Origin of the sequence: Paraburkholderia sp. (assembly GCF_050742655.1) — a bacterium.
Classification (GTDB): domain Bacteria; phylum Pseudomonadota; class Gammaproteobacteria; order Burkholderiales; family Burkholderiaceae; genus Paraburkholderia.
Genome location: NZ_JBOIGG010000017.1, coordinates 131549 through 144115, shown reverse-complemented (window position 1 = coordinate 144115; position 12567 = coordinate 131549). Strand labels below are relative to the sequence as shown.

General features: G+C 65.2%; 11 protein-coding genes. 8 read left to right on the top strand and 3 right to left on the bottom strand.

All coding sequences use genetic code 11. The annotated features are described in order from the left end of the window. Window positions 1-49 precede the first annotated feature (49 nt). Window positions 50-2449 carry a penicillin-binding protein 1A gene (locus ACREXZ_RS22980; protein ID WP_431766416.1) on the bottom strand — a complete coding sequence of 800 codons (2400 nt, stop codon included), beginning with the start codon at window positions 2447-2449 and terminating at the stop codon, window positions 50-52. 244 nt (window positions 2450-2693) lie between these two features. On the opposite strand from ACREXZ_RS22980, the gene pilM reads away from it, so the two are divergent. The 7 genes from pilM (at window position 2694) to ACREXZ_RS22945 (ending at window position 9927) form a co-directional block, all read left to right on the top strand. After that, a complete protein-coding gene (gene pilM / locus ACREXZ_RS22975; RefSeq protein ID WP_431766415.1) occupies window positions 2694-3677 on the top strand; it encodes a pilus assembly protein PilM in 984 nt (327 codons plus the stop codon). Then, the gene (locus tag ACREXZ_RS22970; RefSeq protein ID WP_431766414.1) at window positions 3674-4345 is read left to right on the top strand and encodes a fimbrial assembly protein; all 672 of its coding nucleotides are present in this window, start codon (window positions 3674-3676) and stop codon (window positions 4343-4345) included. Before pilM ends, ACREXZ_RS22970 begins: the two co-directional genes overlap by 4 nt. Continuing rightward, window positions 4342-5256: a type 4a pilus biogenesis protein PilO gene (gene pilO, locus ACREXZ_RS22965; RefSeq protein WP_431766413.1), complete on the top strand. Its 915-nt coding sequence runs from the start codon at window positions 4342-4344 to the stop codon at window positions 5254-5256. Before ACREXZ_RS22970 ends, pilO begins: the two co-directional genes overlap by 4 nt. Beyond that, on the top strand, window positions 5253-6866 hold the full coding sequence (locus ACREXZ_RS22960; RefSeq protein WP_431766412.1) for a type IV pilus secretin PilQ: 1614 nt from the start codon (window positions 5253-5255) through the stop codon (window positions 6864-6866). The genes pilO and ACREXZ_RS22960 overlap by 4 nt, the downstream gene beginning before the upstream one ends. An 83-nt stretch (window positions 6867-6949) precedes the next feature. Beyond that, a complete protein-coding gene (locus ACREXZ_RS22955) occupies window positions 6950-7528 on the top strand; it encodes a shikimate kinase (RefSeq protein ID WP_431766411.1) in 579 nt (192 codons plus the stop codon). 34 nt (window positions 7529-7562) lie between these two features. Further along, window positions 7563-8639: a 3-dehydroquinate synthase gene (gene aroB, locus ACREXZ_RS22950; protein ID WP_431766410.1), complete on the top strand. Its 1077-nt coding sequence runs from the start codon at window positions 7563-7565 to the stop codon at window positions 8637-8639. 76 nt (window positions 8640-8715) lie between these two features. Then, complete coding sequence (locus tag ACREXZ_RS22945; RefSeq protein WP_431766409.1) at window positions 8716-9927, top strand: deoxyguanosinetriphosphate triphosphohydrolase; 1212 nt, start codon at window positions 8716-8718, stop codon at window positions 9925-9927. 127 nt (window positions 9928-10054) lie between these two features. Here the strand turns inward: ACREXZ_RS22945 and ACREXZ_RS22940 are convergent, their stop codons facing one another. Both ACREXZ_RS22940 and ACREXZ_RS22935 read right to left on the bottom strand, forming a co-directional pair. Next, window positions 10055-10432 carry a DUF883 family protein gene (locus tag ACREXZ_RS22940; RefSeq protein ID WP_431766408.1) on the bottom strand — a complete coding sequence of 126 codons (378 nt, stop codon included), beginning with the start codon at window positions 10430-10432 and terminating at the stop codon, window positions 10055-10057. Between the two features lie 330 nt (window positions 10433-10762). After that, the gene (locus tag ACREXZ_RS22935; protein WP_431766407.1) at window positions 10763-11482 is read right to left on the bottom strand and encodes an OmpW/AlkL family protein; all 720 of its coding nucleotides are present in this window, start codon (window positions 11480-11482) and stop codon (window positions 10763-10765) included. A gap of 186 nt (window positions 11483-11668) precedes the next feature. Between ACREXZ_RS22935 and ACREXZ_RS22930 the strand changes: the two genes are divergently transcribed. Further along, complete coding sequence (locus ACREXZ_RS22930; RefSeq protein WP_431766406.1) at window positions 11669-12376, top strand: transposase; 708 nt, start codon at window positions 11669-11671, stop codon at window positions 12374-12376. Window positions 12377-12567 lie beyond the last annotated feature (191 nt).

Here is a 12567-nt window from a genome sequence, read left to right as displayed (position 1 = left end):
CTTCGCCGCGGTTTCTCTGAGGTTTCTCCGCCGTTGTTCAATCCGCAGCCTAGTGGCTGCGGAACAGATTCATGATGTCCTGCTTTTCCTGCTCGCCGACCTGCTGCGGTGCGGCCCCTGACGCGCCGCTTGCGCCGGCGTCGAGCGATGCCTGGCTCACGCCGACCGTCGCGACGAAGCCGTGCCCCGGCGTGAAGTCTTCGAAGTACAGCTCGTCGCCGAGCGTCACGACGCCGTCGGGCATCGGCATCCGGTACTCGGGTACACCCTTCAGCGCGCGACCCATGTAGTCGATCCACACTGGCAGCGCGAGCCCGCCGCCCGTTTCGCGATCGCCGAGGCTGCGCGGATTGTCGTAGCCGATCCACGCGATGGCCGTGAGCGTGTGCTGATAACCGGCGAACCACGCGTCGCGCGAATCGTTGGTCGTCCCGGTCTTGCCGGCGAGGTCAGTGCGCTTCAACACGTTGGACTTCGCGCCGGTGCCGCGCTGCGCGACGCTTTGCAGCAGGCTGTTCATTACGTAGGCGTTGCGCGCGTCGATCGCGTGCGGCGCGCTTTCTCCCGCGACGAGTGGCTGCGCGTGCGCGACGACGATGCCGCGCTGGTCGGTGACCTCGGCGATCAGATACGGGTTCACGCGGTAGCCGCCGTTCGCGAATACAGAGAACGCGCCCGCCATCTGCAGCGGCGTGACCTGGCCGGCACCAAGCGCCATCGGCAGATAGGCCGGATGGCGATCCGCATCGAAGCCGAACCGCGTGATGTACTGCTGCGCGTATTTCGTCCCGATCTGGTTGAGGATCCGGATCGACACGAGGTTCCTCGACTTCTGCAGCGCGGTGCGCATCGTCATCGGACCGTCGAAGCCGCCGCCGTAGTTTTTCGGTTCCCACGCCTGGCCACCGGTTTCGGCGGCGCTGAAAAAGAGCGGTGCATCATTGATGATCGTCGCCGGGGCGAGGCCCTTTTCCAGCGAAGCAGAGTAGATGAACGGCTTGAAGCTCGAACCCGGCTGGCGCCACGCCTGCGTCACGTGGTTGAACTTGTTCTTGTTGAAGTCGAAGCCACCGACGAGTGCGCGGATCGCGCCGTCCTGCGGCACCACCGACACGAACGCGCCTTCCACCTGCGGTAACTGCGTGATCGACCAGTTGCCGTCGTCGCCCTTCACGACGCGAATGATCGCGCCCGGCCGCAGGCGCTGATTCGGCTGTGCGCGCGCACTGAGTGAGAACGCCGCGAAGCGCAGCGCGTCGCCTTCGATCGTCGCGGTATTGCCATCGATGAACGTGATCTGCACCTGCTTCGGCGTCGCGGCAGTGACCACGGCTGCGATGATTTCGCCGTTGTCGGGATGCTCGAGCAGCGCATCGTCGATGGCCTGCTCGCGGTCGTCCGCGTCGGTGGGCAGATCGATGAACGCTTCCGGTCCGCGATAGCCGTGACGGCGTTCGTAGTCCATCAGGCCTTTGCGTAGCGCGCGATAGGCGACGTCCTGGTCCGCCGAGTCGATCGTCGTGACGACGTTCAGCCCGCGCGTGTACGCCTCTTCGCGATACTGCGCGTACATCATCTGGCGCACCATTTCCGCGACGTACTCCGCGTGCACGCTGAACTCCTTGCCCGCGCCCTTCACGACGAGCGGCTGCCGCGCGGCGGCGTCGTACTGTTCCTGTGTGATGTCGCCCAGCTCGAGCATGCGCTGCAGGATGTACTCCTGACGCACCTTCGCGCGCTTCGGATTCACGACCGGGTTGTACGCCGATGGCGCCTTCGGCAGCCCGGCGAGCATCGCGCATTCGGCCAGCGTCAGATCCTTCATGTCCTTGCCGAAGTACACGCGTGAGGCGCTCGCGAAGCCATACGCGCGCTGCCCGAGATAGATCTGATTCATGTACACCTCGAGAATCTGATCCTTCGTCAGCTTCGATTCGATCTTGTACGCGAGCAGCATCTCGTAGATCTTGCGCGTGTAGGTCTTCTCGCTGGATAGAAAGAAGTTGCGCGCGACCTGCATCGTGATCGTGCTCGCGCCCTGTGTGGCGTGGCCATTCGTCAGCGCGACGAAGCCCGCGCGCGCGATGCCGGTCAGGTCGACGCCGCCGTGATCGTAGAAACGGGCGTCCTCGATCGCGAGCACGGCCTTCTTCAGGTTATCCGGCACGTCCTGAATGTGCACGACGTCGCGGCGCTCCTCGCCGAATTCGCCGATCAGCACGTGGTCAGCCGTGTAGATGCGCAGCGGCACCTTGGGCTGGTAATCGGTGAGCGCATCGAGCGACGGCAGGTTCGGCGTCGCGACAACAAGCGCGTAACCCAACACGAGACAGCCGCACACGATACCCGCGACGATTAGCCCAACAAAGCCGAGCAGGAGCTTGAGCCAGAGGGGACGCTTGCGCTTTTCCGGTGCGGGCGGCGGGGACGTAGGAGACGTGGATTGCATATGAACACCAAAAAACAGTCCCGCGATTATAGCCGCCCGGTTTTGCGGCTTTCGGCGCGCTTACTTCGAGCGCGCTCGCGTGCAGGGATGACTCCACTCTAGCCGCTTTGCCGCTGCGCGCACGACGTCGAACGTTGTGTTGGCCGTCCGGCGCGAATATCGCGCGAACGGCCCGCTTCGCACAATGCGTCATCAGGCCCGTGCACGAATGGTTCGTCGCGGGACGCAACGGGATGGAGGCGCGATGGCGTTCGGGAGTTCGTTGTTATTGCCGGCGCGGCGGTTCGCGGCCGGCGTGGACGTGAGCCAGCAGGCACTGCGGCTCGTCGTGCTGAGCAGGCGGTCGCGCGCCGGCGGCGGAGTGCGGCTCGAGCACGTGGGCGAGGTGCCGCTTGCGTCCAGTGCGATGGCGGGCGCGGATGTGGTGGATCGTACGGCGGTGTCGCGCGCATTGCGGCATCTGTATGCCGGCTTGCCGTCGCGTTGTGCCGCGCAGACGATGAGTTGCGCGATGGGGCTGCCTGCGTCCGCGATTGCCACTACCACGGTGCCGCTCGCGCAGTTCGGCGGCGGCATGCGTGCGACGAGCCGGCGTGCGCATGCCGTGCTCGAGCCCGCCGTGATGATCGAGGCCGAACGGATCGCGGGCATCGAGCGGCACGCGCTCGCAGTGGACTGGTTCGTCGAAGATGCGGCACACAACGCTCAAGATGAAGGCCACGTGACGATTGCCGCCGCCGGTCGTGCGCATCTTGAAGCGCGTGTCGAATGCGCGGCGTCGGCGGGCATCTCGCTGACTGCGCTCGACGGCGAGCCGCATGCGGCACTGCGTGCGCTGCGTTATGCGGCCACCTGCGAACTGGCGCCGAACGAACCGTACGTCGCGCTGTGGGTCGGTACGGAAAGCGTGCATGGGTGGCTCATCGCGGGCGAAGCGATGGCCGGCGAGATCCGCTATCCGGCGCCCGGGTATGCGGGTTTCGCCGATGCGTTGCGCGATCTCGTGCGCGAGAATGCGCCCGGCTGCGCACTGGTCGGCGGAGAACTCGAACTGCTCGACGGCATCGGCTTTTCCATAGCCGATATCGGCGACGTGCTCGGCTGCACCGTGCTGCCGTTCGAATGCGTGACGTTCGGCGACGGCATCGCGGCGCAGGCCATCGAACTGCTGCACGAGCCCGCCTACGCGGTCGCATTCGGACTCGCGCTGCGCGGGGTCTTCGAATGAAGGACGCGCGCACCCGTGCAGGGTCGCCGCCATGCGTGCCATGGATCGGCGGGTTCAATCTACTGCCGTACCGCCGTCGCAATGCGTTGCGTGCGCGACGGCGCTGCGTCGTCGAATGCGGTGTCGCCGTGCTGGCGGGAAGCTTGTGTGTCCTGCTGCTCGCGGGATGGCACGCGGTTGAACGCTCGCGCATCGACAGCGAGCGAGCGGCCGTCGAGCGCGCGCTCACGCAACTGGCCGCGCCGCTTGCCGAGCATGCGCGCCTTTCGCGCGATGCGAGCGCGGCGCGATCCGATATTGCCGATGCGACGGCACGTTCCGCTTCGCTCAGTCATCTGCGCGATCTGCTCGACGTGCTGAGCAACGAGCCCGCATCCGGCATCGCGGTGCAGCGCATCCGGCATCGCGCGCAGCAGACCGATCTCGTCGCGCGGGCGGCGGATCGTGCGCTGTCCGCGGCGTGGATCGAACGGCTCGACGGCGTCCGCGGTGTGCAGGGCGCCGACGCGAGCGATCCGCATCGGGGAATGAATGCGCGTCGAGGCAAGGAGGACGTCGCCGACGGTTCGTTCGAATTCGGCGTGACGGTGCGCTGGGCAGGATCGAAGGACGATGTGGCGGGTGTGCCGTATCGCATGTCCGTCGCTCGTTCGGGAGGCGTGAGATGAGTACGACCGTGATGGGCCGTTTCGATGCAGGGCGTGGAGGGCCCGCGCGTTTCGCGGATGGGTGGGCGTGGTTGAGCGTACCGCTCGAAGCATGGAGCGCGCAACGCCGCCTGGTCGTCGCGCTCGTTGTCGCATTTGCCGCGTTCGTGCTCGGGGTGCAAGGATGGCGGTCGGCCGACGTCGACGGATTCGATGCAAGCCGCGCTGCGCTCGCCGATGGGCAGCGTCGTCTCGCGGAGGCAATGCAGGCGACGACGCAGTTGCCCGCGCTGCGTCGCGATGCGCTCGCGCGTGCACAGCGTGCGCGTCCCCCGGTCTGGACCTCCGCAGACGACGTGCGTACGTTGTCGCGGCTCGCCGACGAATCCGGGCTCGCGCTCGTTTCGCTCGAGCCAGGTGCCGAGAGCGGCTCCGCCACGGATACCATGCGGCCGGTGCAGTTCGACGCGCGGGGCGACTTCGCGCAATTGATGCAGTTCGTCGCCGGGCTGGCTGCGCTGCCGGTGCTCGTCGTGCCGTCCGACGTCGACATCACGCGTGACGGCGGCATGCTTTCGGTGAAGGCGACGCTGCAGGTGTTCAGCCGCTTGCCGCCGGCCGCGACCGCACTTGCACGCGCATCGAACGCCGCCGCGGATGCCGACGACGAGCCGGAGGTCGTGTTCTACGATCCGTTTTCACCGCGAGCCGCCGATGTCGACGAATCGGCCGGTGCGAGTCTGCGGCTCGTCGGGCTGCTGCGCGATCGCGTGCATGCGCTAGCGCTCGTCGAAACCGACGACGGCCCGATTGCCGCCGCGCCAGGGCAGCAGATCGGCGACGGGCGCGTGACGCACATCGACGCCGCCGGTCTCACGCTCGCGACATCGTTGGGAGCGAGGCAACTGACGCTCGCGAAGGATGCGCGATGAGCGTCGCGTTTCCGGTGCGTTGCGTGGCCGTGTGTGTCGCGGCGATCGCATGGACTGCTCATGCGGTCGTTCCGCCGCTGCCCGAGCGCATGCCGCTCGACGACATCGTCTCGTCGACCGGCATGCCGCCGCTGCCGCGTGGCATACCGGACGGAAGTGGAAGTACACCGAACCCGTTCGCCGATACCGCCGATACCGCCGATACCGCCGATACCGCCGATACCGTCGATACCGTCGAGGCGGTGCAAAAAGGTCCCGTCGATGAAAACGGCACCGCCGCTGCGACTCCATATCTGCCGGTTGCTTCAACGCCGCCCGATCCACTCGAAGGGCCGCCTACACCTCTTCCACCGGTGCAGCGAATGACGTCCGCCGTTCACGACGAAACCCCCAACCTGCCCGCCGACAAACCGATCACGCTGGATTTTCAGCACGCTGAACTGGGCGCCGTGCTGAACGCTTTTGCGCGGTTCACGGGGCTCAACATCGTGTCGAGCGAGAAAGTGCGCGGCTTCGTATCGCTTAAGCTCGACAAGGTACCGTGGCGCAATGCGTTCGATACGCTGCTCGACGTCAACGGCCTTGCAATGGAGCGACGCGGCAACGTGATCTGGGTTGCGTCGCTTGCGGAGCTCGCTGCGCGCGAGCGGCAGCGTTTCGAAGCGCACGCGCGGGCCGCCGACCTCGAGCCGCTCGTGAGCCGTGTGTTCGAACTGCACTACGCGCGTGCCGACGACGTGCGGCGCCTGCTCGGTGCGGCGGGCAACCAGCGCGTCCTGTCGAAGCGCGGCTCGTTGATGGCGGATCCGCGCACCAACCTGCTGTTCGTCACCGATCTCGATGCGCGGCTCGCGCAGATCGCGCAGCTGATCGCTTCGATCGACCGGCCGACGCGTCAGGTGCTGATCGAGGCGCGCATCGTCGAAGGGGAGCAGGGGTTCTCGCGCAATCTCGGCGTGCGGATGGCGCTCGCCAATACCGCCGCGGATGGAGCCGGCACCGGTGCGGTCGGCGGCAGCGAAGGGAAGCTGTTCGACCTGACGGCCCGGCCGATTTCCGGCTTCGATGCGGCGACGGCGGGGCTGTCGCTGTTCGCGGCGCGCGCCACCCGTCTGCTGAACATCGAATTGAGCGCGCTGGAAGCCGAGGGGCGCGGGGAGACGATATCCAGTCCGAACGTCGTCACCGCCGACCGGACGAAAGCGATCGTCGAACAGGGCACGGAGTTGCCGTATCAGGCAAAAGTCGGGCAGGGCGTGTCGGGCGTACAGTTTCGCCGTGCGAGCCTGAAGCTGGAGGTCGAGCCGCAGATCACGCCCGACGGCCACGTGGTGCTCGATCTCGACGTTGCGAAAGACAGCGTCGGCGAACAGACCGCGGCGGGCCCTGCGATCAACACGAAACACGTGCAGACGCGGGTCGAAGTGGAGGACGGCGGAACCGTATCGATCGGAGGAATCTACGAGCAGAATGATCGCGACGATGTGACGGGTGTGCCGCTCCTGGGCAAAATACCGGTTTTAGGCGCACTTTTCAGGCATCGCGCGCATCACGACCAGCACGACGAACTCGTGGTGCTGATCACGCCGCACGTGGTGCGAGCCCAGTGAGGCGGCCGCCGGCGCAGGCTCGACAAGGCAGTCGCTTTGCCAGTAAGCTGCGGCACGAACTATCGGATTACCAGAGGATAACGTTGCAACCGCGGGACGCACACGCCAATGTATTTTTTGTAGGACTCATGGGGGCAGGCAAAACCACCGTGGGCCGGGCCGTGGCGCGTCGGTTGGAGCGCCCGTTTTTCGATTCCGACCATGAGATCGAGGCGCGTACCGGCGCCCGCATTCCGCTGATTTTCGAGCACGAGGGCGAAGCCGGTTTTCGCGATCGCGAAGCGCAGGTTATCGCGGAACTGACCGGACGCGACAACATCGTGCTCGCGACGGGCGGCGGCGCGGTGCTGCGGCCCGAAAATCGCGACGCGCTGCGCAATCGCGGCATCGTCGTGTATCTGCGCGCGAATCCGCACGACCTGTGGCTGCGCACGCGCCGCGACAAGAATCGCCCGCTGCTGCAGACCGAAGACCCGAAAGCACGTCTCGAGGCGCTGTACGACGCGCGCGATCCGCTGTATCGCGAATGCGCGCATTTCGTCATCGAGACCGGACGTCCGTCGGTTACCGGGCTCGTCAATATGGTGCTGATGCAGCTCGAAATGATCGGCGTCAGCGTCGGGCAGCCGGCTTCCCCGACGCCATCTACGCCATCTACGTGATAATGGCGAGCATGATGACCCCCATGATTACGGCATGATCACCGTTAACGTCGAGCTGGGCGAGCGCGCCTACCCCATCCACATCGGCGCCGATCTGATCGGCCAGACGGCGCTTTTCGCGCCGCATATCGCCGGCGCGTCGGTGACGATCGTCACCAACACCACCGTCGATCCGCTGTACGGCGACGCGCTCCGGCGCGCGCTGGCGCCGCTCGGCAAACAGGTGTCGACGGTCGTGCTGCCCGACGGCGAGGTGTACAAGAACTGGGAAACGCTGAACCAGATCTTCGACGCGCTGCTCGGTGCGCGCGCCGACCGCAAGACCACGCTGATCGCGCTGGGCGGCGGCGTGATCGGCGACATGACCGGTTTCGCGGCCGCTTGCTACATGCGCGGCGTGCCGTTCATCCAGGTGCCGACCACATTGCTGTCGCAGGTCGATTCGTCGGTGGGCGGCAAGACCGGCATCAATCATCCGCTCGGCAAGAACATGATCGGCGCGTTCTATCAGCCGCAAGCAGTCATCGCCGATATCGGCGTGCTGCAAACCTTGCCCGCGCGCGAGCTGGCCGCGGGCGTCGCCGAAGTGATCAAGACCGGCGCGATTGCCGATGCGGCGTTTTTCGACTGGATCGAAGCGAACGTCGATGCGCTGAACCGCTGCGAACCCGAAGCGCTCGTGCATGCGGTGAAGCGTTCGTGCGAGATCAAGGCATCGGTCGTCGCCGCGGACGAGCGCGAAGGCGGCCTGCGCGCGATCCTGAATTTCGGCCACACGTTCGGGCACGCGATCGAAGCCGGCCTTGGCTACGGCGAATGGCTGCACGGCGAAGCGGTCGGCTGCGGGATGGCGATGGCCGCGGATCTGTCGGTGCGGCTCGGCCATCTCGACGAAGCGTCGCGTCGGCGGCTCGTCGACGTGATCTCGGCTGCCCGGTTGCCCACCCGCGCACCCGCGCTCGGCGCGAACCGCTATGTCGATCTGATGCGGGTCGACAAGAAAGCGGAAGCCGGGCAGATCAAATTCATCCTGCTGAAACGGTTCGGCGACACGCTGATCGCGCCTGCTCCGGACGACGCCGTCCAGGCGACGCTCGCGGCATCCGTCTAGTCCGGACGGGCCGCGCGCAGCGGCGCGCCGGACCCGAAGCGCTCCAGGCGGTGACGATCCTCTTGCGGAGAAACTGGTGAGCGATACGCGCAGCGACCAACCGACGAACGACAGTGCCACGCGCAGCAGCTCGGTGCCGCCGCCGCGACCCACCGTCGCCGCGCTTGAGGCGCATCTCGCGCCGTATGCGGCGCATTCGTCGCTGTCTCGCGGGCGTCGCTATCCGGAAAACGCTCCCGCGGCCCGCACCGAGTTCCAGCGGGATCGCGACCGCATCGTGCATTCCACCGCATTTCGCCGGCTCGAATACAAGACGCAGGTCTTCGTGAATCACGAGGGCGACCTGTTCCGCACGCGTCTCACGCACAGTCTCGAGGTCGCGCAGATCGCGCGGTCGGTTGCGCGCAACCTGCGCGTCAACGAAGATCTCGTCGAAGCCATTTCCCTTGCGCACGATCTCGGCCATACGCCGTTTGGCCATGCGGGCCAGGATGAACTCAACGAGTGCATGCGCGAGCACGGCGGGTTTGAGCACAACCTGCAGAGCCTCGCGGTCGTCGACGAACTCGAAGAACACTACGGCGCGTTCGACGGGCTGAACCTGTGCTTCGAGACGCGCGAAGGTATCCTCAAACACTGCTCGCGCGAGAACGCCCGCCGACTCGGCGAGCTGGGCGAACGCTTCCTGCTTGGCCAGCAACCGTCGATCGAAGCGCAGATCGCGAATCTTGCCGACGAAATCGCGTACAACAATCACGACGTCGACGACGGTTTGCGCTCGGGGCTTCTCACGATCGACCAGCTCGCCGAGGTTGAACTGTGGAAGCAGCACTACGACGCGGCGCGCGCGGATTATCCGCTCATCGAAGGACGCCGGCTGGTGCATGAAACGGTGCGACGCATCATCAATACGCTGATCGTCGATCTGATCGACACGACAACGCGCAATCTGCAGCACCACGCGCCGGCCTCGCTCGACGACGTGCGCGCAGCGCCGCCGCTCGTCGCGCACAGCGAGGCCGTGGCCGCGCAGGCCACGGCGCTCAAGCGCTTTCTGTTCGCGAATCTGTATCGCCACTATCGCGTGATGCGGATGGCGAGCAAGGCGCGGCGCGTGATCGCGGGGCTGTTCGAAGCGTTCACCACCGATCCGCGCCTGTTGCCGCCGGCCTACCAGGCTACGCAGCCGGACGCGCAGCAGCGGCTCGTCGCGCACTACATTGCCGGTATGACCGACCGGTACGCGCTGAAGGAGTATCAGCGGCTGTTCGTCGTCGACGGCACGTAGCGTTGGCGCCGCGGTTGTATCGCGGCGACGCTACGCGTGGGCTGGACAGCGATGGTGGTTCGCCCACTGTCGGCTATCGCAGCGATAAGCGATACAGCGACGTAGCGACGTAGCGGTACCACGTCGCCTAACGCGAACGCGCCAGCAATGCGCCCGTCAGCAGCGCAAGGCCACCGACGATCGCGATCGTCCGCCACGGGTTCTCGTGCACGTAGTCGTCCGCATCGGCGAGTGCGATTTCGGCGCGCTCGCGGACCGCTTCGCGAGTTTCCTGCAGACGCGCGCGCGCCGAGTCGAGTCGCTTGCGCATCTGTTCGCGCAGGACCACCGCGTCGGCCTGCGTGCCGTCGGCCAGGGTTTCTTCGAGTTCCGCCATCAGCGTGCGTAGCTCGCCGGCGACATCTTCCGCGGCATGGCGGCTGTGACGGGCGATGCGGCGTGCGCGTCTTCCAGTCGTGGCCCAGGATTCGCCGATGGCTTCTCGCGTGTTCGGTAGTGCAGTCATGGTCGCTCCGTCGGTGGAAGAGAATGAGAAAGCCCGAGTCTCCCGCGGGATTCCGTTGAGGAACCCGTCACGCCGCAACTTCGGTGCCCGCCTGCGGCGATCCTGCCGACGCCTGCGAACGCGGCCGTTCAAACGCATGAATGGAACCCGCGCACGCCGGGCAGCAAGCAGATTTTTCAGCGACGGCGGCCGTGCTGGTCAAAATTACAATGCGTTTCACGTGCATGCGATGCCCGCCGCATAGGCATAGAATCCAGAAAAACAAAACGCCGCCACGATGTGACGGCGTTTTACTGCAACAGGCCGCGAGGTCCGGTGTGTCCAGCCGTGCTAGAAGATGTAGCCCAGCTTCAGGTACGTGACGATCGGATTGAGCTTGATCTTCGCTTGCGAGACCGCGCTTCCGCCGACGGGCGTCGCACCCGACGTGTGCAAGGTCGCCGTCACGCTGACCGGAATGTAGGACACGGAAAAGCCGGCAAACCAGTGCTTGGTGAGCGCGTAATTGAAACCGACGTTAAACACCGGAGCCCAGGAACGATCTGTCGTAACGGAGGTCGGACCATGCAGAACGCCTTGTTCGAAACTGGTGTTGGTGATCTTGGCGTCGGTGAACCAGACATACGTCGCGCCGATCCCCACGTACGGACGGAATCTAGCCTGAGCATCGAAGAAGTGATACTTGACCAGTACTGCCGGGCTCCACTGCTTCGCCGAGCCGAGCGTGCCGAACTGCGAGAAAGAGCCCTTGCCGGTGAGGTCGAATTTCGGCGGAATGCCGAGTTCCGCTTCCGCGGCAATGTGGTCGGTGATGAAGTAGCCAGCGCTGAAACCGAGCGTGTCGGACGAGTCAATGCCTGCGCCGGTACCGGGCTCGCTGATGTTGACGGGTGTGCCCCCGACCGAGAGTATTTTCAGTGGGTCGCTGCTGTCCTGGGGTGCGAAATGGAACCAACCTGTCGTGAGATAAATGCTGCCGGCAGATTGCGCATGGGCTGCCGTTACGCAGGCGAGCGCTGCGATCCCCGTTATGGCCTGTTTTAATTTCATTGTGCTCCTCCTGAAAAAGCCCGCTCATTATGACCACAACGTTTGAAACAAACCATACGCTGCAGTTAGAGCCTTTTCCCTAAGCGCCAGGCGGCTTCCGGCTCAGCCGCGCGGCGCCGAACCCAACGCGCACGCGGCTCTTCGGACCTTCGGGTATATACCAACGCGACTATTGGATAATCCAGCATGGCACGGCTTGCACGTCTTTATGTTCCTGACCAGCCGCAGCACGTGATTCTGCGCGGACTCGACCAGCAGCCCGCATTCGTCGACGACCAGGATTACGAGCTCTTTATCGATTGTCTGAAAGCGGCTTCACGCGATCACCGTCTTTCCATTCACGCGTATGCGTTGATGCCTGGCGCGGTGCAACTGCTCGTCACGCCCGCCGACGAATCGAGTCTCCCCAAGGCGATGCAGGCCGTCGGCCGTCGCTACGTCGCGCATTTCAATCGTCGCTATGCGCGCCGTGGCACGTTGTGGGAAGGTCGCTATCGCGCGACGGTGATCGAGGGCGAGCGTTACTTCCTGCTCGCGAGTCGCGTGGTCGAGCTGTGTCCCGTACGCACGCAACTGGTCACCGTGCCCGAGGACTATCGCTGGTCCAGTTACCGGCATCACATCGGACTCACGCTCGACAGCCTCATCACCGATCACCCGCTGTACTGGTCGCTCGGCAATACGCCGTTCGAACGGCAGCGCGCGTATCGCGAGCTGTGCGAGCAGCCGCTCGACGAGCGCGAAGCCAGCCAGCTGCAGCAGGCGACGTTGAAGGGCTGGGTATTGGGCGGCGATTCGTATCGCGAGTGGGCGGCGCGTGCCGCGAACCGGCGCGTGTCGCCGCTGCCGCGCGGCCGGCCGCGCAAGGTGCGGGAAACGCCGCAAACGCGCTAGATAGCGGTTTCAGGCCTCAGGCCACGGCGCCCCCGAATCGGCATCCATCGATGCCGTTTTCTTTTGCACTATTTTGATATGGAACCTTTTAAATGTGAGGATCGTGCACCAACACGATAATAGGTGTCAGAGCATCACGTTTTATTTGCTATTCCCTTGATTCGTCGCGTATATTCCGAATTCCGGCGGTT